Raw genomic sequence first — 24,729 nt, forward strand, 5'->3', positions numbered from 1 at the left:
TTCACTATGAGAAAGAAGGAATTTACATGAACGCAATGGTGATTCATCAATATGGAAATAGTTCTGAGTTCCAAAAATTAGATGTTCCTTATCCTTGTCCTAAAGGAAATCAAATTCTTGTTAAGATTGCTGCAACTAGTGTTAATCCGATTGATACGAAAATTCGAAAAGGTGTTGTTCAAAACGCATTTCAACCTAATTTTCCAATGATTCTCCATAGTGATTTTTCTGGTGAAATTGTAGAAATTGGGGAAACTGTTTCACGTTTTTCAGTTGGAGATTTCGTATATGGATTTAATGCATCAGGTGGAGCACTATCTGATTATTTATTAGTTGATGAGTCAATTTTGGCAAAAGCACCTAAAAATATACAAATTCAAGATTCTGCTAGCTTACCTTTAATTTCAATTACAGCATGGGAAGCTTTGGTTGATAGAGGGAATATAAAAGCAGGAGACCATATTTTAATTCATGGGGGCACTGGAGGAGTTGGGCATGTTGCGATTCAATTAGCAAAATCCTTAGGTGCCACGGTTTCTACTACTGTTTCCTCTAATGAAAAAGCAGCATTAGTCAAATCACTTGGAGTTGATCATGTCATTAACTATAAAGATGAGTCGGTCTCAGAATACGTAGAGCGCCTGACGAATGGTAAGGGCTTTGATGTTGTTTTTGATACTGTGGGTACTGATAATTTGGATAAATCTTTTCAAGCTGTCAAACAAAAGGGAACGGTTTTAGCGATTGCTGCTCGTTCTACCCATGATTTAACACCACTACATAGTAAGTCATTATCATTACATGTTATTTTTATTATGCTTACTCAGAAGATCGAGGAAGGGCGCAAAGAGCATGGTGATATTTTATATAAAATAGCTAATCTTGTAGAGGATGAAAAAGTAAAGCCACTGATTAATCCTAAGCGTTTTACATTTGAAGATATAAGCGTAGCTCATGATTATTTTGAAAATAAAGAAGTTGAATATGGAAAGGTAATTGTTGAAAATCAAAGGTTCAAAATAGAGTAAATCGAACTTGTTACCTTATAGTAATTATTTATTTATCTTTTCGTAAACTCCGTATGCTATGATAGTTTAGCATAGGAGTTTTTTTGCTCATTTAGTTAATTTATCTAATAATAGATTTATACAATATATAAAATTGAAGTTGGGAAGAGGGGATTGTATGCAATTAAGAGTTTCAGCTGTTCAATATCATCTCCACACAATCAATTCTTTTGAAGAGTTTGCAAATCAAGTGGAGCACTATATAAAAACAGCAGAAGAATTTGGATCGGATTTTATTGTTTTTCCTGAATTTTTTACAACTCAGCTTATGTCAATTGGCAATGATAAAGGTGAAGCTTTAACGATTCAGGAATTACCTAACTACACTGAACAATATCGTACATTATTTATCAAATTTGCTAAAGCATACAATATGCACATTGTCGCAGGTACTCATGTTATTCGTAAAGGTGACCGATTATATAATGTTGCACATCTCTTTTATCCAGATGGGCGGGTTGCTGAACAAGCTAAACTTCACATTACACCAACTGAAGTAAATGAGTGGAACATGAGTCCAGGTGAAACGTTTGAAGTATTCGAGACTGAAAAAGGAAAAATTGCAATGTTAACTTGTTATGACATTGAATTCCCAGAAATCGTTCGAATGGCAAAGGCAAAAGGTGCAGATGTAATCTTCTGTCCTTCATGTACTGATGATCGTCACGGGTTTCATCGAGTTCGTTACACAAGTCACGCTAGAGCAATCGAAAATCAAGTTTATGTTGTAAATACTGGTACAGTTGGTTCACTTCCAACTGTTGATTTCATGCGTGCTAATTTTGGACAGGCAGTGGTCATTACGCCAAATGATATTCCATTCCCTCCTAAAGGTATTTTGGTAGAAGGGGAGATTAATCAAGATATGATTGTGACAGCGGATCTAAATTTAGAGCTTTTATATCAAGTTCGTGAAAAGGGTTCTGTGACTACTTGGCGTGATCGACGTATTGATCTTTACCCAGATTGGGAAACAAATTAGGTTAATTTCGTAAATGGGGGTTCTAACATGTATCGAAAAGAATTCTTTGTTTTCGACCAAGACAAACCTGTCCCTGTCGTAATCCGTCAATATGTAGAAAAGGACTTTCCTGACTTAATTCGTATTCAACAGGAAAGCTTTCCGCCACCATTTCCATCTGAGCTTTGGTGGAACGAAGAGCAGCTTAGTAACCACGTGACTCTTTTTCCGCAAGGCGCTTTATGTATTGAAGTGAATGGTAAAATGGCAGGTTCAATGACTGGATTACTGGTAGACTTTGATTCAAATAAACCAGATCATTCCTGGGATGAGATTACAGATAGTGGATATATTCGAAATCATAACCCAAGTGGAAATACTTTGTATGTTGTTGATATTGGAGTTAGTCCAATCTATCGTAAATTAGGGCTCGGGAAGTGGCTGATGTTTTCAATGTATGATATTGTCGTTCACTTGCACTTAGAAAGATTGCTTGGGGGAGGACGAATGCCGGGATATCATAAAGTTGCTAAAGATCTGACTCCTGAGCAATATTTAGCTGCTGTTATAAAAGGAGATGTAAAAGATCCAGTTATCTCCTTTTTACTTCGTTGTGGTCGTACACCAGTTAAAGTTGTAGCAGATTACTTAGAAGATGAAGAATCGTGTCATTATGGAACATTAATGGAATGGAAAAATCCATTTGCCAATTCAATATAAGATGGGAGATCATGTTATGGAATTTAATAGAATTGTCAATATCAAAGATCCGTTATTTTCACAAATGCATCAATTAATGCAAGATGTATTTCCCCCAGAAGAAGTTCTAGAATTTGATCTTTGGAAGGAACCATTGGAGGATCCTGGTATTCGTGTTTTTGTTGCTGTTCATGAAGGAAGAGTAGTGGGAGCTACAGAGTATCGTTATTACGAGGATTTTAATGTTGCCATGACTGATTTTACGATTATTGGCCAAGCTGGATTGGGAGTTGGCCCGTTTTTAGCACAAAAAAGATTACAAGATTTACATGCCTTAGCTTCTGTAAATGGTAAGAAATTATCTGGCATGTTTGCTGAAATCTATGATCCATATCAAGTAGAGCATTATGAGTTTGGTGGAGTTAAGCCAATGGATCCATATGTTCGACGTGAAGTATTGGCTCACCTTGGATATAAGCGTCTTAATTTCTCATACGTTCACCCTTCCTGGCACAATGATGGTGAGGCTATAACAGGTCTTGATCTTTGCTTCCTTCCAATGGATGGGGATATGAACGAGCTACCTACTGACTTAATTGTGAAATTTTTAAAACGTTATTACACTGTTTTACCAAATAAGCCAGAATCATGGTATAAAATGATTGAAAACTTAGAAGCTAAAGAAAAAGTGGAGTTATTATACTTTTAATGTTGGAAATAAAAAGCTTGCCGATCAAGTCTTGAAATCAGACTAATCGATAAGCTTTTTTAATGCCTTTTTCTTATTAAACTATTGTTTAATCTTCTCTTGCACTGTCCTCTGCAATCACTCGCAGTTCTTGATAGAATAGGTCATGATTATGATCACATTCTTCATTTTCTGATTGTTTATATTTGTCTACAATTTCCAACAGTTCGCCAGTATCTCCCTTGGCGTTAATGATTTCTAATAGCTGATTCATGTCATTTGTATATTCATCTTTTTTCATCGTAGTACCTCCATTTTTCATGTCGTTTTTATTCTTTACTAGCTTCACGAAAAAAACGCACTTGTGACCTATTTAATTTAAAGTGTTAGAAAACTGTATTTTATCTTTTCTTATTTAGGGAATCACATGAAAGTATATCCTCTTGTTCATACTAATGATGGGAGGTATGCCATTTATGATTCGTACTTGGATAGCTAGTTTCTTCTTATTAACACAACCTGTTCATCTTCCAGACAGTTTAACGATCAATCAACAAGGGCAGCCTATTGCCATCGTTAACCGTGTGAATTTTACAGTGCCTATTCCTGGTATTCCAACGATAGATGAAAATAAATATGATCAATTTATCGACAAACTTGATCAACAAATATATCAGGAACCAATCAATGCGAAAATTAACGAACAAGGGAGAATTGTCCCTGGACAGGTTGGGTACAGACTCTATAAAAAGGAATTTAAAGAGCAGTTTCACTCTTATTTTTATGGGAATGGTCCTGCAAAGATTGAAGTGCCTGAATTAGATATATATCCGAAAGTCGACAGTGAACTACTTGCTCATATACGTATTCAACAGATCGGTCAGTACGTGACTTATTTTAATTCAAACAATAAAAGCCGTTTAAACAATATCTCACTTGCAGCAAAAGCAATTGATAATTATGTTATATTCCCTAATGAAATTTTCTCGTTTAACAAGGTTGTTGGGAAGAGAAGTAGGGATAAAGGGTATTTGAGTGCTGCCATTATCGTTAAAGGGGAATTATCTGAAGGTGTTGGCGGAGGTATTTGTCAGGTATCATCCACATTGTTCAATGCCGTGGATCGTGCGGGACTTCAAATTGTAGAGCGGTATTCTCATAGTCGGCACGTATCATATGTTCCACCCGGACGTGACGCTACTGTAAGCTGGTATGGACCCGACTTTCGTTTCCAAAATAAATATAATCAACCTATTTTGATTCGAGCGAAGCAATATGGAGGTAGTATAGTTGTTACGCTTCACTCTTCAGATGTTATAAATTATGAAATTCGAAAAGTACCTAAAGCCCCATCTCGTTTACCTAAGGAGATCAATACAAAACCTGAAATTCCAAGTTCAAACCAGATTAATATGTAAGGATATGTTCTTTGAATATACATTTCTTTTCTAAAGATTACGAGTTGCTGCGGCAGCTTGTTTTTTTGCTTAGAATTCAAAAATTAAACTCATGAAATGGGAATTTTAGGTAACTATAATATGGAACATAATACTTAAGTTCCAAAAGTAGGTAAGTAGATGAATCGAAAAACAACGATAAGTGGTTTTCAATTTTTTTGTATGATTTTTTTGTTTGAAGTTGGTACTTCATCATTATACGGGCTTGCAAGTGATGCAAGGCAAGATGCTTGGATTAGTTTACTCATTGCTACACTTTTAGGCTGCATATTGTTTTTTGTGTATATAAAATTATTTGAGCTATTTCCTAAACAAACGTTTACGACTGCTATTCAGGAAATAGTAGGTGAGTATGCTGGTAAATTACTAGCCGTAGCTTATCTTATCTATTTTATCTATATAGCAGCTAGAGATTTACGTGATTTTGAAGAATTATTAGTCATTACCATTTTTAATGCATCTTCGTTAATTTTGATTGGTATATTAATGATGTTTATTGTTATGTACGGAGCTCATAAAGGATTAGAAACGTTTGCACGCGCAAATGAATTCATTTTTTTTCTTATCTTTATGATTATTTTGATTATTATTGGATTTGAGAGTATTTCTAAAATATATCAGCTCAATAATTTAAGACCTGTATTGGAAAATGGTTGGAAACCAGTCATTAAAGCAGCTTTCCCACTAACTACGACATTTCCTTTTGGTGAAGTTATTGTATTTACAATGATTATGCCTCATTTAAATAAAACAAATAAGGCATTAAAAGTAGGGATTCCTGCACTGATTTTCTCGGGTATGGTATTAGTATTTTTTACACTTAAAAACATTATGATTTTAGGTGTTTCTGTTTATGAAAGAGCCACTTTTCCACTTTTAACTGCAATTAGTTATATCAATATTGCTAATTTTGTTCAAAGATTAGATCCTCTTATTGTTATTCTGATGGTAATCGGTGGTTTTATTAAAATTTTTCTGTTTTACTATTGTGCAGTGACAAGCTCAGCTGAACTTTTTAAAGTAAAGAAAAATAGCGATGTTGTTTATCCAATTAGTTTCCTTGTTGTAATTTGTTCTTTATGGATGGCACCAAATGTTCTACATCACTTTAAAGAAGGCTTAGAAATTGTCCCTTATTACATGCATATCCCATTTCAAATGATTATTCCAATGCTTCTGTTAATCATTGCTTTAATACAAAAGAAAATAAAAGTCAAAAACGAAATGGAAAAAGTAAAAAGCGAACCATAAAAAAGGATAGAAATCGCAGAGTATTTGTCTGCTTTTCTATCCTTTTTGCGTTTATTTGATGGATTATCAATCCATTGAACTGCAAATTTCGATATAGTGTCCATCTGGATCGCTCACATAGGCAACTGTTTGACCCCATGGCTTTGTTATTGGTTCTTTTATTATTTTTACGCCTTTGTCGCGTAGTGCTTCTATTGTAGCAATAACATCTTCTGTTACAAAACCAATTTCAAACGTTTGTGAAGAGTCAGGTGTACTTTTATAAGTTAATCCAGTTAATTCCTGTACATTGTCACGCTCGATCAATGCTAGAATTGTGTGCCCGGTGTCTAATTCTACATAAGTACCATGATTCCCGCGAACAGAAAAGCCCAATGCCTCTGAGTAGAAAGTAAGAGATTGTTCTAGATTTGAAACATATAAAATTAGATATCTCATTTTTAACATTTGTTTACCTCCAGAATAATTAATAAATCTCTCACTATTTCTACAGATAGCTATACTAAACCTTCTTATTCAAAGTGATAAGTGTAGAATGATTCTTTTGCAAAAAACATTTTTAATCGATCGTCTGCAATATCTTCAAATTTTTCAATTGTTGTAACGTCTTTTAACATTGCTTCTGTTTGTGAACGATGTGCTTTCATTGTTCGAAGTTTTTGACTAGCAACATCCATAATATCATTCACAATGTCAGGTTTTCCTAGTACATCAAATCGCTCTTTTGTGATGGCGATACACCATACAACAGGTCTTTCTTCTGACGCCATTCTGCTAACTGCCTCAATTGCTGCTCTTGCAGTAGCATCATGATCGGGGTGAACACCATGTTCTGGATAAAAAGTGATGATTAATGTAGGCTGCACATCATCAATTACTTCTTTAATTGCAGAAACAACTATTTCTGGATCTTCAAATTCAATTGTTTTGTCATGAAATCCTAGCATTCTTAAATCTTGGATACCCATTTCATTACAAGCATCTATTAATTCTTTTTTACGAATTTTAGGAAGGGTTTCTCTTGTTGCAAAAAAAGGATTCCCCATGTTGCGTCCCATTTCTCCCAGTGTTAGACATGCATATGTAACTTGAATTCCTTTGTTTGTAAATTGTGAAATTGTTCCAGCTGCTCCAAATGCTTCATCATCGGGATGAGGGAACACGATTAGTACTTTTTCTTCTTTCATTCGTAGTGCTCCTCTCTTAAAATGGTGTGTGACTTAATTGTAGTGCAATTGCTAGTTTACCTTCTTCATTATGGCCTGCTAGTAAGAGGCGGTTGTCATCATCAATTTCAAAATCAGTTAACCCTTCTGCAACTACCCAGCCCTCATCAAGCTTTAATCCAACTCTAAAAGGATTTTTCCCTGTTACTGTAGCACGACTGATATTTACTTTTGTATTTCGAATAAATGCATTTACTGTCATTACTTTTTCGTTAAAGTGATTGGCATAAGCACCATTAGTTGTTTCTAAATGTAAATAAACTGTTTGATCTATAAAGTTTTGAAGTGCATCTTGAACTGCACTTAGTTCTAATTTTTGCATCGTTCATACCTCCTATAATGTGTATTATAATCGAACTCTTCCTAAAATGGTAATGAGATGGTTTCGACATTTGGAAACATAAAAAGATCCCTATCAAATTGGGTGATAGGGATTGGGGGGATGTGTATAACATGATTACTAAAATTTAACTGTTTAAATTTTCAGTTAATTTAAATTAAATATACACGATATAAAAATACTCGTCAATAACTTTGGTTAAAATTTTTAAAATATTCTAAAAATAAAAAAGAGACTTTACAATTCCTTAATTATGCCGATTAAATGTATGTGCAATAACTCGACAAAATAACGGTACTTTAGTGATAAATATACATTTTTTTACTTAATTTACCTTTTTTCTCTTTTCTATTAGTTTATTAATTGGTACACTAGACTAGAATAATATTTTTGAAAGTGAGGTAGTTATACGTGAAGGCAGAAGCACGAAATTTATATAGTCCGCATAGAGAAGTAATAAACAAGCCTTCTCGTAATCAATTTCCACAGGTTCAAAAAGGGAAATCAATTCGACTACATAGACTTGTATTAGCTCTATTATACTTGTCTTTATTTGTAGTAGCTGGAATTTACTGGTTTAGTCAACATCAAATCGTTTCAGCAAAACAAACTGAATTACATAAGCTTCAAGAAGAACAAAAAAAATTAGCAGTTACAGAAAGAACACTAGATAGACAGATCAAACTGTTAAATAACCCTGACTATATAGCAAATTATGCTCGCGATGAATATATGTTCTCTAAAAAAGGAGAAACAATTATCATCGTACCAAAGTCAAAAGAAGAACTAGAACAAAATAATAAATAGTATGTACTTTAAAGATTCTCATTCTTATGGGAATCTTTTTCTATTTCTATTATAGAACGATTGTTCTGTAAATGCAAGTAAAAAATCGAACATACGAATGGGTGTTTCGTGAATGAGCAAATTATTCCTATTTTCTTACAAATGTCCTTTTTTTGATTCTAATATCCTATGATTTCTACAAAAAATTCACTATTCTGAAAAATGCTTCTTTGTTATAATTTATATAAGCTTAAAAAGGAGGATTAACATGTTGAAAAAGTTCATTTATGTATTTGCTATTTTAATTGTACAACTGATTTTGACGTTCCTTGTTAGTGTTCTTTCGGATTCATCTCCTGGTAATTCTGCTATTATGATAGGATTCGCAACGACAATCGTCCTTTATTGGAGAAGCGCAAAAAAACAAAGTTATACACCTTTCCAACAATATCAGTGGTTACGTGCTGTGGGTTTAGAATTAAATGAGTTACATAAAGATTTTAAAAGAAAGTTAGCAATAAAAGCTTCGCTAATGTATAGTTTCTCTGGTTTAGTTGTTACTTTGTATTCGTCTCAAATCTTTTAAAATGTTAGTATAAAAAAAATGGACAAGCATCCTTCATAATGCTGTCCATTTTTTTATTGCTAATCTTGTACTAATTGCTCGCGTTTCATACGTCTTCTATATGCAAAAGTAGAGACGATGATACTACATTCATAAATGATTAGTAAAGGGATGCTTGTCATCATGTCTGATACAAAATCAGGAGGTGAGATTGTTGTCCCGATAATAATTAAAATGAAGTATGCAAATCTTCGTGATTTACGTAAAAATGCTGGTGTTATGATTCCGATACTTGTTAAAAAAAGAATAATAACCGGTAAATCAAAGAAAAATGCAAATGGAATCACTAAATTAAATAAAAAGCTAAAATATCTTTCTGCAGTAAAAGTAACGGTTACGAGTTCAGAACCTATTTCTGTTAAAAATGCTAAAACGTTTGGAAAGATAAAGTAATACCCAAAGGCCATGCCGCAAATAAATAAAATAAACAGTGCAGGTATGTATAGCATCGTTGTTTTTTGTTCTTTTATATGTAATGCAGGTTTGACGAACGCCCATAATTGATATGCAATGACTGGAATACTACACGCTATAGCAAATACGCCACCAATCATAAAATAAATCCAAAGGACATCACTAGGACCTAATGCCAATAGCTTTTCATTCAGGCCTCTTACTAGAAAATGAAAAATATCTTTTGTAAAATATAGACCAATTCCTAAAAATAAAACGAATGAAACAATTACTTTTATTATTCGATTTCGAAGTTCATCTAAATGATCAATGACACTCATTTCTTTTTCTTGCATATTTTCCCCCAACGCAAACTGTGAAAGTATTTTATGATAACATCTTAGTTTCCTTCATTTTGTCAGAAAAAAGTACAATCGTCAATGAATATAAGGGACTTTTAAGAATCAAGTAATTTCCAACTTTTTCTTATATAGTAATAGGCATTCTAATCTTGTCCGACTATAATGAGTTATATGAACATTTATATTAGTTAAGACAAGGAAGGTATGTAATATTGGATGGAAAAAGTCATGTAATTGTAGGATTATTCGCAACAGGAGTAACAATGTATGCAACAAACAATGATGCAATGACCGTTCCACTTATTGTTGGTGCAATCAGTAGCTTGGCTCCAGATTTAGATCATCATAACGGTTCGTTAACGAAGAAAGTGTCTACACCGCTTAAGATTCTATTTAGCTTTTTATTTTTAGCAGTTTCTTTATTTATTGTTATGAAAACGGGGAAGTTGATCTATTCAGGATCATGGATTTATGGTATAGGAATATTAGTTCTATTTCTATTTTGTATTAGCTGGCTACGGAATTTAAAAACTATTTTAATGCTGACTGGTTTATTAATTTCATTTATAGGTTGGTTTGCTTTTTATGGAAATTGGTCAATCATCGCACTTGGGCTCTTTATTGCTATTTCTTCAAGGTTAAAGCATCGCGGTCCGACCCATTCTCTTTATTTTTTAGCTATTTGGAGTGGTATTTGTTTTCTAATTCAAAAAGACCTACAAATTGATGGCCTATGGTTGGCCGGGACAGTCGGGTATTTTTCTCATCTTCTAGCTGACCAACTGTTTACAAAACAGAGTATTAAGTGGTTATAGTTTCTTCTTGCTTACATTTTTTTATTGAAAACATCCATACTAAAAAGGATGTTGATAATGAAAGAAGGGGCATATTTTGAAGAAAACAAATTTTTGGTTTTTTGCTTGTATTATGGGTCTTATTTTAACTTTTTCAGTTCCAGTTAATGCAAGTAGTCAGTTTTACAATCAAACTGTGAAAGTTTCTGCAAAAACGAGTTTATCTAATAAGCAATCATCGATGCAATATGCAGCAAGAAGGTCTTATCGTTCAAATAGAAGCTATCGTCCAACTGCTCCAAGATCTAATTATCGTACACCTGGAAGTACAGGTAGGAACTTTTTAGGATATGCGGGTGCTTTTGGAATTGGATCATTATTTGGTTCGATGTTGCATCCTTTTGGTGGTTATTATGGCGGACAACAATTTGGATTTTCATTTTTTAGTCTTTTATTTGATATATTAATCATCGTTGCCATTATATGGTTTGTAAAAAAAATCTTCCGTAGAGGAAATAGAAATCATTATTAATTGAGGTGACTGATGAAAATCTATCTAAATGAACAAGACGTGGCCAATGCAATTTGTGTATTTGTTGCCGATTTAGAACGAGTCCGTCCTGAAGAAGTACAAATTGAATTTGTGTTCAATGAAGATGAAGGAGTAAGTTGTCTAGTTAAAATGTATAACCGTAACTTCAATTACGGGGAACAACAAATGTCAGATGCCATCGGTTTTTTTCTTGATGAAGTACATCGATTTTCTTCTCATTCTATGGAAATTATCATTCATTTTAGTGAAGATGAAGGAATCACAAGCGAAGTATCATTTACATACTAATAAACCCGAGATGAACGAATTGTTCTATCTCGGGTTTTTCTATTTTTAAGCTCACTCAGACGTTAGGCATAATTTGTTACGTATTCGTAAACAATATCTTGTACTAATTCATGTAACGAACGTTCGCTTTTTTCTTGCTCAGCTAAAATTTGTGTGTACAGTTCATCCAGCATATCAATTGTAATCCACTCTTCATGTTCTCCCCCATATTGCGTTAATGCTCGCTTTATCATTAGCTTTACAAACTGTCCATCCACTTACATCGTTCCTCTCTCTCGAGTTAGTTTAAGTATATCCAAATTTTTCAGTACTTCATAGCGAAAAAATAAATTGAAATAGAACGTATATTCGTTTAATATATGTTTATAATAAAAAATAAGAACATAAGTTCTGCTATTTTTTGGAAGAATTGGGAGTGATATGTATGAGCGTTTGTTATGAAGAGTTACCACATCATCGTATATTATGCATCGATATGAAAAGCTTTTATGCAAGTTGTTCTGCGGTCATGCTCGAATTAGATCCATTAACATGTTACTTAGCAGTTGTTGGAGATGTTGAAAGGGAAGGAAGCATCGTATTAGCAGCTTCACCACAATTAAAAAAGGAATTTGGTATTAAAACAGGTTCACGAGTGTTTGAAATTCCAAAAGATCCACGTATTAAAATAGTCAATCCATCAATGGCAAAGTATTTAGAAATATCAACAAATATTGTGAAGTTATTAAATGAATATGTGCCATTAGAGGATCTGCATGTATATAGTGTTGACGAATGTTTTTTAAAGGTTGATGGCGTGAAGAAATTATGGGGCGATGCGTGGGAAATTGCTGAAAAAATTCAAGCTGACATTTTAGCGCGTTTTAAATTACCATGTTCAATTGGGATTGGTCCTAACATGTTAATGTCAAAGCTCTGTCTGGATTTAGAAGGGAAAAAGAAAGGTATTGCAGAGTGGACATATGAAGATGTAGAAAAAAAGCTATGGGAAGTTAGTCCGCTTAGTGAAATGTGGGGGATTGGTCGAAGAATTGAACGCAGCCTTAATTCAATGGGGATTTTTACAGTAGGACAGCTAGCAAAATACCCACTTCACCTGCTTGAAAAGAAGTTTGGTGTGATGGGAAACCAACTATATCATCATGCGTGGGGAGTGGATCTCTCTGAGCTTGGTGCGCCAATTATGAATGGGCAAATTAGTTTCGGAAAAAGCCAAATATTGATGAGAGACTATACAAAAGTAGAAGAAATTAAATTTGTTATTCGTGAAATGTGTGAAGAAGTAGCACGACGTACTCGAAATGCCAAAAAGGCAGGCAGAACAATTACATTAGGAATCGGATATAGTCGCGAGGAGTTTGGCGGAGGATTCTCTCACGCATTTACAATGGATGAACCAACAAATATCACATCGGACTTATATGAAGTTTGTATGAGACTTTTTGATCAATATTACGAAGGGAAAACTGTGCGACAAGTACTCATTACTCTTTCCAATATTGTCAGTGATGAATTGATGCAACTAAATTTATTTGACCAGAAAAAGCCTCAAAAACGAAATCTAGGCTACGTGATGGACGCAGTAAGAAAAAAATATGGCTCCAATGCACTTCTCTGGGCAGTCTCCTACGCAGAAGGCGGCACGGCACTTGCTAGAAGTAAACTAGTAGGAGGACATAAAGGGTAACAAGAAAAGTGGAGGCAAATAGCTCTGCCCCGACAAGCATAAGACGGAGAACAATGAAAGTTGCTCTTTACTTTCAATGTTATTCGACTTATGACCTCGAGGGGCAATTTGCCGGAACTAGACAGAAGAAAAGTGGAGCCGACTGTTCAGCTCCGACAAAGAATGATAAATAAAAGGAGAAGATTGAAATGATTCGTGACCGAGGTACGATCAAATGGACGTCAATGATGTTACCTGAACATGTAAAGATGCTTCGCGACTGGAAAGTGTCACAAAACTATGAACAGCAAAAAGATGTAGATGAGCAGTTATTAGAAGAGATGAATCGCCATCTTCAGCAAGCTGTTTTTGAAGATGAAAGTGTACAGATTACGTATTATAAAGATCACCATCATCATAGTGTAAGTGGAAAAGTAGGGAAAATTAATTTACACCAAAATAGACTTTCTATATACGAGGAACAAGCAGGTTATATGGAGCTAATACTAAGTGATATTGTTGATGTAAAGATTGGAACGTGAAGATGAAAAGCATAAATATTGTTTACATTAGCGAAAAATAACTCCCTTATTTTTATATATACAACGAAAGGGGGAGTTGGAAATGGCGCAAATCGCTACTCAACAACTAACATTGTATGTAAATTTACATGCAGGAAAAGATGCAGAGGGGAAAAACATCATCAAGAAAAAGGTATACAAAAATGTAAAGGTCGGTGTGGATTTAGAGAAGCTAATCCTGGTTGGTAATGCACTGGCATCACTTCAAGATTTACCTGTGGCAGAATTAGAAGTATTAAGTAACGGAGTGCTTTTAAACAATATATAGAAAAGGGGAGATGGAAGATGATCCAAACATTAGAATTAAAATTTTTAAATGAACAAGAGAAAATTGTTACATTAACTGTCGATAATCCTACGGTTCCGGTTAATCCAGCACTAGTCAAGCAAGTAATGGATAAAATTGTAGCAAATAATGTCTTTACCTCATCCGGTGGAACTGTAGTAGCAGTACAAAGTGCGCGTCTAATTGGTAAAGAAGTCATCGATATTGAGCTCTGAAAAAATGAAACGTCAAAAAAAGTAAAAGATGCTTCACAAGCTGAAATGAAAATGTAAAAAATGGAAGCAACACGACAAACTGAAACCTCCTTGCCAATGCAGGAGGTTTTAGTTTGTAGACAATAACGAAGAGATTCAGACTGATTGAAAACGTTTGTCTTTCGAGGCGCAAGCCGGATGAGGAGCGGAGTTACCCTAGACGGTAATGAGCACCACAAGCAGGCGAAGTAACGAAGAAAGCGAGCGTTTATCAACAGTCTGAACCCTCCTTGCCAATGCAGGAGGTTTTTTTATGCGTTATAATAAGAATGAATGGACGAATAAATATGTTTTTACTAGCAATTAGTGAATACTTAGGCTTAAGATAGTAATAGAATAGTAGAAAAGGAGCGAACGACATGGCATTGATTGCAATTGATATGGATGGCACGCTTGTAAATGGTCAGAATGGAATACCAAAGGAAAACGTAGAAAGCATTCGAGCTGCACAAAAGGAAGGAATCCATGTTGTCATTTCTACAGGTAGAATGTACGAAAGTGCAAAAGAAACTTTAGATGAAGCAGGTTTAACTTGTCCGATTGTTTGTTTAAATGGATCTCAAATTTATGACAATGAAGCCAATATTTTGCATAATGATTCAATGGATAAAGAAGTATTTGCAAAGACATTGGCAATTTGTGAAGAGGAAAATAAGACATTTATAATCAGTACAAGTGAAGGTTCTTTTACTAAATGTCGCGATACTTTATATGAAGAATTTTTTACGGATAAGGAAACTGGAAAAGTTCACAAAGTAACGGCTACTTTAAGAAAGGTTCGTAATTATACATCAGTAGAGGATTTTAAAAATCTTGACGTATATAAGATTTTATTTCTTTCGAATGATCCAGAAGTCATTAATAGGATTCGTCTAAGACTTATGCAAGAAGAGAATTTGTTAATCACTTCTTCGCATTCAAATAATGTTGAGATTAATGCAGCAAATGTAAGCAAAGGAGCTGCACTGCTAAAGCTTGCACCAATTTTAGGTGTAGATTTAAAAGAGAGTATGGCAATTGGAGATAGCTTTAATGATGTATCTATGTTTAATCGCGTAGGTTTTTCAGTGGCTATGGGGAATGCAAAAGAGGAGCTTCAGCGCCAATGTGCGTTTGTGACCAAAACAAATGATGAAGCAGGAGTAGCACATGCGATTTATCATTTTTTAAGTCAAAAACAAAAACAGAACTAAATAAAATGTAAAAGCCTTATCCTTTAACGGATAAGGTTTTTTTTGATTTAAAAAGACTTTTCTATTTTGGGGAAGGCCTAATACTTGTTTATAAAGATTTCTATTTTGTTTACCATCGGGATCGTGAATTTTAATAGGAAGGAAATCAATTGGTTAAAAAACTAGTAAAGGGAAATCTCCCTAGTTATAGAAAGTAATCATTAGATATTGAAAAATTCATAAGAAGTGATAAACCAATTTAAAGGAGAGTGGAATCAATGCAATCAATTATTGGCTTTTTCCCAATATACTTTCTTATTTTTTATATTGGAATACCAGTAGCTATTGTCTACTTTTTTTATAAGAAATATGAACGTCTAGCGAAAAAAAGGAATGTTGAATTAGAAAAACAAACAGAAGCACTAGAAAGAATTGCTAGTATCATGGAAAGGTCTACGTAAGCCGATTTCTAATATTAAGAGCATGAAGTACGATTCACGATTAGTATAATATCCTATACAATCCTTAGCCCTTTCGAAGGTTTAAGGATTTTTATTTTTTTATGAAAATAAACAACTAAATTCATGAGAAAATCGTAACGAAAGTGAAAGTAAATCATATTAATAGATTATAGGAAATATAGACAAGCTCTAAGGAAGTTATTTTCAAATGGTCAATGTCTAATCTAATGAAAAGGTGATAGTATGGATTTTGGAAGACATCCAAAACCACATAGACCAACACCACTACCAGGTCTAGGTGGAAGAAATTTTGCACATATTACGAATAGCGGTGGAGTAATTGCGGTATTGAATGAAGGGACAGACGTTACATTCTCATCTTTCCAAAATATTGGAGAGGGAATCACGATCAATGAGACAAATGATAGGTTAACGATCGAACACCCAGGAAATTATTTTATTATTTATTCAGTTAATACTACTACAGAAACTACACTATCTACTAGATTACTAGTCAATCGTCGACCTGTAGATGCTACGACAATCACGCCTGTCATCAGTCGAACACAGTATAATAATCAAATTATATTGCCATTAGAACCTGGGGATACGATTTCGCTTCAATTGTTTGGAATTGTAGGTTCAGCGACTCTCACAACAGGGGCAGGAGCTACGCTTACAATTTTTAAGGTTCATTAATATAGTACAAAAATGCATTACTGAACATTATAAGGTAATGCATTTTTTTATTGTGTAAAAGATAAGATAATAAGAGGGTAATAAAAAAATATAACGAAATAGATATAGTTGTAGGAAATATGATTGGAAAAGGAGATATGAATGAGTAAAAAAGAATTGCTATTAGATCAGTTAGCTATCTGTAGAAACGAGGAAAGCTGGATTAAACCTTTAAGTATAGCGTTAGAAGGGTTAAATAAAGAGGAGATAGTTTGGAAACAATCAGAAGCAATGCATTCAATCCTTGAAATAGTTAATCACTTACATTTTTATAATGAAAGATGGTTAAAGCGATTTAAAGGAGAGATACCAACAGAAATTGTTGAGCGAAATGCAGATACATTTTTTGAGATTGATCATGTTACAGAGGAAAGTTGGAAAACGCTTGTAAAAAAGTTAGATGAAGGATTGGCAAGTTGGCAGCAAGTAATAGAGGAGACAACTGAATCAAAACTCCAAGAACATATCCCAACATTTCCAGAAGATGCAATTTGGTGGCAAGCAATTTCCAATCTTTGTACGCATAATACATACCACATTGGACAAATCATCTTTATTCGTAAAGCACAAAAATCATGGCGTATTGTAGAAGATTAAGAGAAAAGAATAAACATTACCGTCTTAGGTAAATATGCTCCCCAATAGGGCTGCAGGTCTCGATAGACAAGTGTTTTCAGGCAGTCTGAAATCTAATTTTTGTACTTTGTCAAAACACCAATCATGGTGTTTTTTTGTTATTAACGAGTATGTAATAGAAGAGAAAAGACGAGTAAAAAACTATCTTTCTATTAAAACTTAAACAGCCTCAGAAAACACGAAAAAAAATAATTTAAAAATAGTGGTATAATGTTCCATATACATAAGCATTGGAAGTGTGGAACATGCAAATCAGGGAAGCAAGACCAAATGATGCAGAAAAGTTTTTGAATTTAGTAGTAGAAGTTGAAAGTAAAGCAGATTATATGTTATTTGAAGCCGGTGAAAGAAAGACTACAGTGGATAAACAACGTAAGCAGCTAGAAATGATTGAAAAACAGAAGAATGCAACGATTTTTTTAGCAGAAGAAAAAGGCAAACTAATCGGGTATTTAATAACAATAGGTGGTACAACAAAAAGGAAAAAACATACTGCATATATAGTGATCGGTGTATTGGATCAGTATAAAGGGAAAGGAATTGGAACTGCATTATTTAAACAATTAGATGAGTGGGCGATTGTACATGACATCGTAAGATTAGAGCTGACAGTTGTGACACAAAATGAAGCAGGAGTACGTTTATATAAAAAAATGGGCTTTGAGGTAGAAGGAATAAAACGAAAATCTTTTTTTGTAAAAGAACAATTTTTAGATGAATTTTATATGGCTAAAATACGATAAAAACAACAGGTTGGTGCAGAAGATGAGGCCTATTTTAGAGATCCTTAGAATAATTGCTATATTCACTATATTAGGAGCGCTGTTTAGTGGATTCTTACAAATAATTTATACAAATTTACATGTAACGATCAGCAATCAAAATGGATGGATCATCAGTGTAAGTATTTTTCTTTTACTATTTGTATTGTATCGAAATAAAATGCAATTTTCTGGTTGGTATAGTGGTAAGAAAATGGAAAAGCTTTCGAAAATAACTACACGTTTATTAGTGATTCTATCATGTTGTTTGCTTATACTAGTACCTTTCTTACATTAAAATACAACTGCAAGAGTTGATGAAAAGAAGTGAAGTTCATGGAAATGATAACAGGAAATGTGATCATGATATCTTTGTTTATCTTAATTATACATAGTATCGAAACACTTGCTTATTCAGTTAGACTTTCTGGAGCAAGAGTTAAACTAATCGCGTCTGCTTTATCATTATTTAATACGATGGTAATTGTTTCTCGAATGTCAAACATGATCCAACAACCATTTACTGGAGGGTTAGTAGATCGTGCAAGAAACAGTCATCAATTAGAATTGATAGACGATCAAATAAGAGTATTAATCGGAGCCTCAACTGTTGGAACGTTTATTGGTATTCTACTGATGCCAACATTTGTCGCTTTATTCTCCAGAGCAATTATCGAATTAAGTAATGAGCGGGGATCAATTTTAACAGTCCTAAAAAAATCATTTACGATTGATATGTTTAAACGGAGCTTTAAGCATTTTCGGATGCCTAGATTATCATACATAAAGGAAATTGATTTGAAAGACATACCTTATAAGTTATTTTTGATTAATTTAATTGTCACCGCAATTTATACGATTGGAGTGTTATCAGCTTTGTATGCTTCTGTATTAGCACCAGACCGAACAACAAGTACAACGATGGCGTCAGGTTTGATCAATGGAATAGCAACGATATTATTAGCACTTTTAATTGATCCAAAAATTTCAGTATTAGCAGATGATGTTGTAAATAATAGAGGCAGCTATGCAAAATTAAAAGGAATTTCAATCATGATGGTATCTTCTAGATTATTTGGAACAATATTTGCTCAAGTTCTATTTATACCTGGGGCGAAGTATATTGCTTGGGTTACACAATTTATGACATGAAATAACTTGCGAATTCATTTAGGTGAATCGCTTTTTTTATTTATCTATTCTATAAAATTCTAAAATTAATAGACAGAGAATATAGTTTTATTGGAAAATAGTAAACAAGAAATTATATGTAATGGAGAATAAGAGATGATAAAACAAAATGTCCGGTCATACATTTTGAAAAAATATAATATTAATGAAAATGCTTTCTTAGGGAAAGGACAGGAAGCAGAGGTTTATTCATATCATCAAGATCGAGTATTTAAGCTGTATCAATTATCAGCATTTGAAAAACAAAAAATATTAAAGTCGTTTTATGAATCGATGAATGCAGATGCTGTTGATTTCAATTTGCCAAAAATATATGAAATTATAAGAGAGAAAGAAGTGGTCATAACAATCGAGAAACGAATTGAAGGTAGGAATATTCAAAAAGCTTTGTCTAACTTTGATCACGATCAGTTGAATGACTTTTTTAAACAGTACTTATCAACGATTTTAAGCATAAAAGAAATAAAACTTGAACATAGAATAGATGGACATAAATTATTAAGGGATTATGAAATGCTAAATGAGCCAGCAGATTGGAATGAGTTTTTAAAACAATCTCTGATTCAAAAAAATAAAGAAGTAGAAAAATACTTGATGAAGGATGTAGAAAATTACGAAAGTAAATATCAATATTTTATAAACGTATTATCAAAGAAATATGAAGGAGAGTATGACTTAATTCACGGAGATTTCTATCCATCTAATTTATTAGTTAACGATGATGGTAAAATTAACGGTGTGATTGATTTTGGTTTAATGACAATGTCTGGTGATTATTTATTTGATGTAGCTTTAAGTTGGATTTTATTTGACCTATTTGATGAACTAGGAGCAGTAAAATTAAATCATTATGTAAATATGATCATCAAAACTTTAGGTGAGGAAGTGAAGGAAAGTTTATACTTTTATGCACTTTATTATAGTTATTATTCAGCAAATTTCTTTTCAGAAAATTGCAGTGATGGTCACTATGAATGGAGTGTTCGAAATTTAAACAATGAATCGTATTGGGCAGAATTGAAAGATTATAAAAAATAATTACTCATATAAAAAAGACTCACTAACAAGTAGTGAGTCTTTTGATTATTTATTTACTTCAGAATTGACTAAACCAGCAACAAGTACATAGCGCTGTGGTGCAGGACCGATATAGCGGAATGGGTAACAAGTACTTACAGTTAAAGTCGGTCTTGGTTTTGGAATAATAACTGTGCGGTCATCTTTATCAACGATACGAATTTTACGCACTTCATACGTAAACGTACCAGCCGAAGTTGTTACAATTAGTTGATCGCCAAGTTTCACATCACCAAGTTGACGAAAGACTGTATCACGGTGACCCGCTAGTACACTATTATCTCTCTCGCCTGGTAGAACCGATTTAGCATAATGGCCAATCCCTTTAGAAAGCTCGTCCTCGTTTGTACCATGAAATATTGGAATCTTTGCATTGATCCGTGGAATCGATAATGTTCCCATTTCATCGCCAAATTTTGGATAAGTCTTATAAAGTGGTTCATTCCTTTTTTTCTGTGCTAATTTTTTTTCAGTTTCTTTATTCACAGATTCTTTAAACTCATCTTTAGTCTGCTTATAAAGCACATATGTTTTAATCATTGTAAAAGCATTTGTCGTAGCAAAAAATAAGCCAATTAGAAAAAGGAAGGCAGAGAGTAATAAAAGAATTTTGCGTTTACGGTTCATCGATTAACGATTAGCGTTTGCTTTTTTACGTAAAGCAAGTGCAGATAACATCATGAATGCACCAGCTAACGCCCACTCAGTTGTGTGAGAAGCAGTTTTTGGTAGTTTTCCGCCATTTTCAGTTCTAGTGATTGTTGGTTTGTTCACTACAGTTTTTACATCATCAACTAATCCTGGGATGTCGATTTCAGAGAATAATTCATCAGATAAAACTGCATCTAATAATAAATTACCTGCATTATCAAAAATATCTACATAAAGCTTAATGTTTTCAGCAGTTTCTAATGAATCGTCCATCATCAGCATTTGAGCAAAAGTAAGAGGTGATTTTACACCATTTTGTTCAATTGATACTTTAATATCAATTTTTAATGTAGATTGAAGTTCTTTAACGATATTTGTCATTTCAGCTGTTAATTCTGCTGGAAGTTCTTCAGGAGTTGTTTCCATTGAGAAAATATCTTCGTACTTATCAGATAAATTCGTCATTCTCTCTCCTAAAACCTCTAATTTAGCTTCAACTGAAGGATCTTCAGAGACAACATTTTCTAAATAATCTGTTAAATTATTAATTTCATCTTCAGTAATACCCATCATTTCGAAAATATCAGCAAAGTCTTCCATAGAAGGAGAACCAAAATCTTCTTCTTCCATTAAGATTAAATACTCAACATCTGATGTGAAGTAATAAGTATCTAATAAAGTTGCATCCTCATCCATATCATCATAAAAGACTGCAAGATCTTTTACTTCTTCTTCTGTGTAACCGTACTCATCTAAAAGCGCTGCTAAGCTTTCTTCAGTCAAAGGATCCCCTAATGTTTCTTGTAATTCTTCTACAGAATCATAATCTTCAATAGACTCACCGTAGTATGAATTTAAGTACTCTTCTAATTCGTCTTGAGTCATGTTAATGCTTGTTAAATAAGCATTTAACTCAGTTTGATCTGGTGCTGCTTGAGCAGTTAGTCCTGGTGTAACTAATGCTGCGGATAAAACGATTGATGCTACGATTTTCTTCATGTTGCTTCCCCCTAAAAGTATTATCCTATTAGATAAAAAATGAAATGTGTGAGAGTCCATTAGGTAGATTATGAATCTTTCAAACTATGAATTCAAAAAAGCAATGTAGTATTACACCAAAGTAAAACCGATTTGTACGAAAAACGAACGAATCGGTTCACTTTGTACTTTACATTATTTCGGAGCTCGTACTACAGATTCGAACTGTCCTTTATGTGAAGCATCACAATATGGAAAGTTACTTGATAATCCGCAACGACATAATGAAAAAGCGGCTTTTTGTGGGAATTTATTTCCCTCAGCATCAATTAGCTCAACCGTTCCAGTAACTCGTAAAGGACCATTATCTAGTACTTTAATTTGAACATCAGACATAATATTCCTCCTAGACACATTTAGATTAATTATACATTAAATAAGCATTAAAAAAAAGAGGGAAATCATACGAATTTTACAATGTTCGTGATGAACATTACAAAGGTTACAAGAAAATATGTTATATTAAAGTAATAATAAAGAATAAAAGGTGAAATCATGATTCGTTTAGCACAAAAAAAAGATACAAAGCAAATAGTTCCATTAATCGTACAAGCTATTGAAGAGATTGCTTTTATGCTAACAGGAACAAAAACCTATGAAGAAGCAGAAACATTATTAACATATTATGTACAATCTGAGAACAATCGCTTAAGTTATCATAATTGTCTTGTGAAAGTACATGAAGAACAAGTAGTTGGTGTCATTATTGCTTACCATGTTTCGGAATTAGCAAAGCTTGACCAAGAAATGCTAGAAATCATCAGCCGAAATACAAAAATGGATGCCAAAGTAGATAAAGAAGCAGAAGAAGGCGATTATTACATTGATACAGTGTCTGTAAATCCTGCATATCAAGGATTAGGAATTGGTACAGAGCTGTTAAAAGGTTTATTGGCGCATGCGAAAACAATTGGTGTAGAAAGAGTTTCCTTAAATGTTGATCAAGATAAACCAGCTGCGCGTCGTTTGTATGAAAAAGTAGGTTTTGAATATGAAAAGGTTCAACAAATCATGGGAAAACCATACGATTATTTAGTTTTTCCAGTTATTGAAAGAAATATTCGAAACTAAAGTCGTTTCAGATGCATCCTTTCTATTAATTCAGTTAAAATTAAGATGAAAAGAATAGGAGGGAAACGTATGAACTTTTTTACATTTGCAAACCCAACAGAATTAATTTTTGGTAAAGACAGTGTACAAAAACTAAAGGACAAAGCTCAAAGCTTTGGAAAAAATGTTTTACTAGTATATGGTGGCGGTAGCGTTAAAAGAAATGGTCTATATGACCAAATAGTAGGTATTTTAAAAGAAGCGGATAAAACAATTCACGAATTAAGTGGAGTTGAGCCAAATCCAAGGCTATCTACGGTACATAAAGGGATTCAAATTTGTAAAGATGAGCATATCGATTTCATCTTAGCAGTTGGTGGTGGATCAGTTATTGACTGTACGAAAGCAATTGCTGTAGGTGCAAAATTTGATGGTGAGATTTGGGATGTTATTACTCGTAAAGCAGTTCCGACAGACGCTTTAAAATTCGGAACAGTTTTAACATTAGCGGCAACTGGTTCTGAAATGAATGCAGGATCAGTAATTACAAACTGGGAAACAAATGAAAAATTAGGATGGGGAAGTAAATTTAGCTATCCAACATTTTCAATCTTAGATCCACAAAATACATTTACAGTTCCACGTAATCAAACAGTTTACGGGTCAGTTGATATTATGTCTCATGTGCTTGAGTCATATTTCCACCATGGAACAAACACAAAAATTCAAGATCGTTTCTGTGAAGGGATATTAAAAACTGTCATTGAAACAGCTCCAATTGCAGTCGAGAATTTAGATAATTATGAAGCACGCGAAACGCTCCTTTACAGTGGAACGATGGCTTTAAATGGTATTCTAAGTATGGGCGTACAAGGAGACTGGGCTACTCATAATATCGAGCACGCTGTTTCTGCTGTAACAGATATTCCACACGGTGGTGGGTTAGCAATAATATTCCCACATTGGATGGAGTATGTAATGAATGAAAATGTTGATCGTTTTGGTCAATTTGCAGAAAGAGTGTTCGGCATTGAACAAGGAACAAAATCAAAAGAAGAATGGGCATTAGAAGGAATCAAAGCATTACGTTCATTCTGGAATTCTATCGGAGCACCTAGCAAACTGAGTGAATATGGCATTACAGAAGATCAGCTTCACGAAATGTCAGCTAAAACAGTAAAGTACGGACCATTTGGATACTTTAAAAAATTAGATCAAGAGGATGCTTTAAAAATCTTACAAGCAGCACTTTAATTGAAGAAGGATAGAGTATTTACTTGATTAGCTTACCAAAAAAGTCTTATCTATTTTATATAGGTAAGGCTTTTCGTGCGTTACTTCTTTGCAATCCTTCAACCATTATTCATAGAGGCGTGATTGAATAAGAATATGAATTCAAAAACTACTTCTCATAAAAAAATCAAAAATATTTCTTGACGTATTATAAAAAGCGAGATAATATTAAAACAATAATTTTTTAAAATTTAATAAATTCTATTACTTATCCAGAGAGGTGGAGGGACTGGCCCTATGATACCTCAGCAACGGGTTTGTTGTTTCGTAACAAATACCGTGCTAATTCCTGCAAGTCGTTCAAGCGATTTGAAAGATAAGAAGTAGAGCGGCTTATATATTAATAGCCCCTCTTCTTATCTGTGTTTTGGATAAGAAGGGGGG

At 33.6% G+C, this 24,729-nt stretch carries 34 protein-coding genes and 1 riboswitch; of the genes, 25 read left to right on the top strand and 9 right to left on the bottom strand.

Annotated features, from left to right (window positions below):
* The first annotated feature begins 26 nt into the window (after nt 1–26).
* From ACX6U0_RS15280 to ACX6U0_RS15295, 4 genes are all read left to right on the top strand, one after another.
* Nucleotides 27–1,028, top strand: a complete 1,002-nt coding sequence (locus ACX6U0_RS15280) for a zinc-dependent alcohol dehydrogenase family protein (protein ID WP_464960746.1) — start codon at nt 27–29, stop codon at nt 1,026–1,028.
* 157 nt (nt 1,029–1,185) lie between these two features.
* Nucleotides 1,186–2,049 carry a carbon-nitrogen hydrolase family protein gene (locus ACX6U0_RS15285; RefSeq protein ID WP_464960747.1) on the top strand — a complete coding sequence of 288 codons (864 nt, stop codon included), beginning with the start codon at nt 1,186–1,188 and terminating at the stop codon, nt 2,047–2,049.
* A gap of 27 nt (nt 2,050–2,076) precedes the next feature.
* Entirely contained in the window at nt 2,077–2,748 is a 672-nt protein-coding gene (locus ACX6U0_RS15290) for a GNAT family N-acetyltransferase (protein WP_464960748.1), read from the top strand.
* Nucleotides 2,749–2,764: 16 nt separating this feature from the next.
* Nucleotides 2,765–3,436 carry a GNAT family N-acetyltransferase gene (locus ACX6U0_RS15295; RefSeq protein WP_464960749.1) on the top strand — a complete coding sequence of 224 codons (672 nt, stop codon included), beginning with the start codon at nt 2,765–2,767 and terminating at the stop codon, nt 3,434–3,436.
* An 88-nt stretch (nt 3,437–3,524) separates the two neighbouring features.
* Here ACX6U0_RS15295 and ACX6U0_RS15300 read toward each other — a convergent pair whose 3' ends face one another.
* A complete protein-coding gene (locus ACX6U0_RS15300; RefSeq protein ID WP_464960750.1) occupies nt 3,525–3,716 on the bottom strand; it encodes a hypothetical protein in 192 nt (63 codons plus the stop codon).
* Nucleotides 3,717–3,891: 175 nt separating this feature from the next.
* Between ACX6U0_RS15300 and ACX6U0_RS15305 the strand changes: the two genes are divergently transcribed.
* Both ACX6U0_RS15305 and ACX6U0_RS15310 read left to right on the top strand, forming a co-directional pair.
* The gene (locus ACX6U0_RS15305; protein WP_464960751.1) at nt 3,892–4,833 is read left to right on the top strand and encodes a VanW family protein; all 942 of its coding nucleotides are present in this window, start codon (nt 3,892–3,894) and stop codon (nt 4,831–4,833) included.
* A 159-nt stretch (nt 4,834–4,992) separates the two neighbouring features.
* The gene (locus tag ACX6U0_RS15310; protein ID WP_464960752.1) at nt 4,993–6,123 is read left to right on the top strand and encodes a GerAB/ArcD/ProY family transporter; all 1,131 of its coding nucleotides are present in this window, start codon (nt 4,993–4,995) and stop codon (nt 6,121–6,123) included.
* A 66-nt stretch (nt 6,124–6,189) separates the two neighbouring features.
* Here ACX6U0_RS15310 and ACX6U0_RS15315 read toward each other — a convergent pair whose 3' ends face one another.
* From ACX6U0_RS15315 to ACX6U0_RS15325, 3 genes are all read right to left on the bottom strand, one after another.
* Nucleotides 6,190–6,570, bottom strand: coding sequence for a VOC family protein (locus tag ACX6U0_RS15315; RefSeq protein WP_464960753.1), 381 nt, complete (start codon nt 6,568–6,570; stop codon nt 6,190–6,192).
* Between the two features lie 65 nt (nt 6,571–6,635).
* The gene (bshB2, locus tag ACX6U0_RS15320; protein WP_464960754.1) at nt 6,636–7,310 is read right to left on the bottom strand and encodes a bacillithiol biosynthesis deacetylase BshB2; all 675 of its coding nucleotides are present in this window, start codon (nt 7,308–7,310) and stop codon (nt 6,636–6,638) included.
* Nucleotides 7,311–7,326: 16 nt separating this feature from the next.
* Nucleotides 7,327–7,671, bottom strand: coding sequence for a YojF family protein (locus ACX6U0_RS15325; protein ID WP_464960755.1), 345 nt, complete (start codon nt 7,669–7,671; stop codon nt 7,327–7,329).
* Between the two features lie 429 nt (nt 7,672–8,100).
* Here ACX6U0_RS15325 and ACX6U0_RS15330 point away from each other — a divergent pair, with 429 nt between their 5' ends.
* Nucleotides 8,101–8,496 carry an FtsB family cell division protein gene (locus ACX6U0_RS15330; RefSeq protein ID WP_464960756.1) on the top strand — a complete coding sequence of 132 codons (396 nt, stop codon included), beginning with the start codon at nt 8,101–8,103 and terminating at the stop codon, nt 8,494–8,496.
* A 247-nt stretch (nt 8,497–8,743) separates the two neighbouring features.
* Nucleotides 8,744–9,061: a hypothetical protein gene (locus ACX6U0_RS15335; protein WP_087999255.1), complete on the top strand. Its 318-nt coding sequence runs from the start codon at nt 8,744–8,746 to the stop codon at nt 9,059–9,061.
* Nucleotides 9,062–9,120: 59 nt separating this feature from the next.
* Here the strand turns inward: ACX6U0_RS15335 and tatC are convergent, their stop codons facing one another.
* Nucleotides 9,121–9,849, bottom strand: coding sequence for a twin-arginine translocase subunit TatC (gene tatC / locus ACX6U0_RS15340; RefSeq protein ID WP_464960757.1), 729 nt, complete (start codon nt 9,847–9,849; stop codon nt 9,121–9,123).
* Nucleotides 9,850–10,067: 218 nt separating this feature from the next.
* Between tatC and ACX6U0_RS15345 the strand changes: the two genes are divergently transcribed.
* From ACX6U0_RS15345 to ACX6U0_RS15355, 3 genes are all read left to right on the top strand, one after another.
* Complete coding sequence (locus ACX6U0_RS15345; protein ID WP_464960758.1) at nt 10,068–10,670, top strand: metal-dependent hydrolase; 603 nt, start codon at nt 10,068–10,070, stop codon at nt 10,668–10,670.
* A gap of 76 nt (nt 10,671–10,746) precedes the next feature.
* Nucleotides 10,747–11,181, top strand: coding sequence for a hypothetical protein (locus tag ACX6U0_RS15350; protein WP_464960759.1), 435 nt, complete (start codon nt 10,747–10,749; stop codon nt 11,179–11,181).
* Nucleotides 11,182–11,193: 12 nt separating this feature from the next.
* Nucleotides 11,194–11,490: a DUF2653 family protein gene (locus ACX6U0_RS15355; protein WP_464960760.1), complete on the top strand. Its 297-nt coding sequence runs from the start codon at nt 11,194–11,196 to the stop codon at nt 11,488–11,490.
* Nucleotides 11,491–11,552: 62 nt separating this feature from the next.
* Here the strand turns inward: ACX6U0_RS15355 and ACX6U0_RS15360 are convergent, their stop codons facing one another.
* Nucleotides 11,553–11,747, bottom strand: coding sequence for a YqzH family protein (locus ACX6U0_RS15360; RefSeq protein ID WP_464960761.1), 195 nt, complete (start codon nt 11,745–11,747; stop codon nt 11,553–11,555).
* A 167-nt stretch (nt 11,748–11,914) separates the two neighbouring features.
* Here ACX6U0_RS15360 and ACX6U0_RS15365 point away from each other — a divergent pair, with 167 nt between their 5' ends.
* From ACX6U0_RS15365 to ACX6U0_RS15420, 12 genes are all read left to right on the top strand, one after another.
* Complete coding sequence (locus tag ACX6U0_RS15365; RefSeq protein ID WP_464960762.1) at nt 11,915–13,177, top strand: Y-family DNA polymerase; 1,263 nt, start codon at nt 11,915–11,917, stop codon at nt 13,175–13,177.
* 188 nt (nt 13,178–13,365) lie between these two features.
* Nucleotides 13,366–13,698, top strand: coding sequence for a YolD-like family protein (locus ACX6U0_RS15370; protein ID WP_464960763.1), 333 nt, complete (start codon nt 13,366–13,368; stop codon nt 13,696–13,698).
* A gap of 82 nt (nt 13,699–13,780) precedes the next feature.
* Nucleotides 13,781–14,005: a DUF1659 domain-containing protein gene (locus ACX6U0_RS15375; RefSeq protein WP_464960764.1), complete on the top strand. Its 225-nt coding sequence runs from the start codon at nt 13,781–13,783 to the stop codon at nt 14,003–14,005.
* Nucleotides 14,006–14,022: 17 nt separating this feature from the next.
* The gene (locus ACX6U0_RS15380; RefSeq protein WP_464960765.1) at nt 14,023–14,238 is read left to right on the top strand and encodes a DUF2922 domain-containing protein; all 216 of its coding nucleotides are present in this window, start codon (nt 14,023–14,025) and stop codon (nt 14,236–14,238) included.
* Nucleotides 14,239–14,636: 398 nt separating this feature from the next.
* Nucleotides 14,637–15,470 (top strand): Cof-type HAD-IIB family hydrolase, encoded by an 834-nt coding sequence (locus ACX6U0_RS15385; RefSeq protein WP_464960766.1) that lies wholly within the window; start codon nt 14,637–14,639, stop codon nt 15,468–15,470.
* Between the two features lie 257 nt (nt 15,471–15,727).
* A complete protein-coding gene (locus ACX6U0_RS15390; protein WP_464960767.1) occupies nt 15,728–15,910 on the top strand; it encodes a hypothetical protein in 183 nt (60 codons plus the stop codon).
* A 243-nt stretch (nt 15,911–16,153) separates the two neighbouring features.
* Nucleotides 16,154–16,609 carry a BclA C-terminal domain-containing protein gene (locus ACX6U0_RS15395; RefSeq protein WP_464960768.1) on the top strand — a complete coding sequence of 152 codons (456 nt, stop codon included), beginning with the start codon at nt 16,154–16,156 and terminating at the stop codon, nt 16,607–16,609.
* 141 nt (nt 16,610–16,750) lie between these two features.
* Nucleotides 16,751–17,245, top strand: a complete 495-nt coding sequence (locus tag ACX6U0_RS15400; protein WP_464960769.1) for a DinB family protein — start codon at nt 16,751–16,753, stop codon at nt 17,243–17,245.
* Between the two features lie 284 nt (nt 17,246–17,529).
* On the top strand, nt 17,530–18,027 hold the full coding sequence (locus tag ACX6U0_RS15405; RefSeq protein ID WP_464960770.1) for an N-acetyltransferase family protein: 498 nt from the start codon (nt 17,530–17,532) through the stop codon (nt 18,025–18,027).
* A gap of 22 nt (nt 18,028–18,049) precedes the next feature.
* A complete protein-coding gene (locus ACX6U0_RS15410; RefSeq protein WP_464960771.1) occupies nt 18,050–18,343 on the top strand; it encodes a hypothetical protein in 294 nt (97 codons plus the stop codon).
* 38 nt (nt 18,344–18,381) lie between these two features.
* On the top strand, nt 18,382–19,197 hold the full coding sequence (locus ACX6U0_RS15415; protein ID WP_464960772.1) for a lipid II flippase Amj family protein: 816 nt from the start codon (nt 18,382–18,384) through the stop codon (nt 19,195–19,197).
* Between the two features lie 135 nt (nt 19,198–19,332).
* Nucleotides 19,333–20,274 carry an aminoglycoside phosphotransferase family protein gene (locus ACX6U0_RS15420; protein WP_464960773.1) on the top strand — a complete coding sequence of 314 codons (942 nt, stop codon included), beginning with the start codon at nt 19,333–19,335 and terminating at the stop codon, nt 20,272–20,274.
* Nucleotides 20,275–20,319: 45 nt separating this feature from the next.
* Here the strand turns inward: ACX6U0_RS15420 and ACX6U0_RS15425 are convergent, their stop codons facing one another.
* The 3 genes from ACX6U0_RS15425 to ACX6U0_RS15435 all read right to left on the bottom strand — a co-directional run bounded on the left by ACX6U0_RS15425 (nt 20,320) and on the right by ACX6U0_RS15435 (nt 22,338).
* Nucleotides 20,320–20,940, bottom strand: a complete 621-nt coding sequence (locus ACX6U0_RS15425) for a class D sortase (RefSeq protein ID WP_464960774.1) — start codon at nt 20,938–20,940, stop codon at nt 20,320–20,322.
* Between the two features lie 3 nt (nt 20,941–20,943).
* Entirely contained in the window at nt 20,944–21,963 is a 1,020-nt protein-coding gene (locus tag ACX6U0_RS15430; protein ID WP_464960775.1) for a processed acidic surface protein, read from the bottom strand.
* Between the two features lie 174 nt (nt 21,964–22,137).
* Nucleotides 22,138–22,338 (bottom strand): CDGSH iron-sulfur domain-containing protein, encoded by a 201-nt coding sequence (locus ACX6U0_RS15435; protein WP_464960776.1) that lies wholly within the window; start codon nt 22,336–22,338, stop codon nt 22,138–22,140.
* A gap of 159 nt (nt 22,339–22,497) precedes the next feature.
* Between ACX6U0_RS15435 and ACX6U0_RS15440 the strand changes: the two genes are divergently transcribed.
* Nucleotides 22,498–23,073, top strand: coding sequence for a GNAT family N-acetyltransferase (locus tag ACX6U0_RS15440; protein WP_464960777.1), 576 nt, complete (start codon nt 22,498–22,500; stop codon nt 23,071–23,073).
* A 69-nt stretch (nt 23,074–23,142) separates the two neighbouring features.
* Entirely contained in the window at nt 23,143–24,306 is a 1,164-nt protein-coding gene (locus tag ACX6U0_RS15445) for an iron-containing alcohol dehydrogenase (protein WP_464960778.1), read from the top strand.
* Nucleotides 24,307–24,550: 244 nt separating this feature from the next.
* A riboswitch (SAM riboswitch) is annotated at nt 24,551–24,668 on the top strand.
* Nucleotides 24,669–24,729 lie beyond the last annotated feature (61 nt).

The organism is Gottfriedia sp. ABJ_BB2_2, from assembly GCF_055484705.1.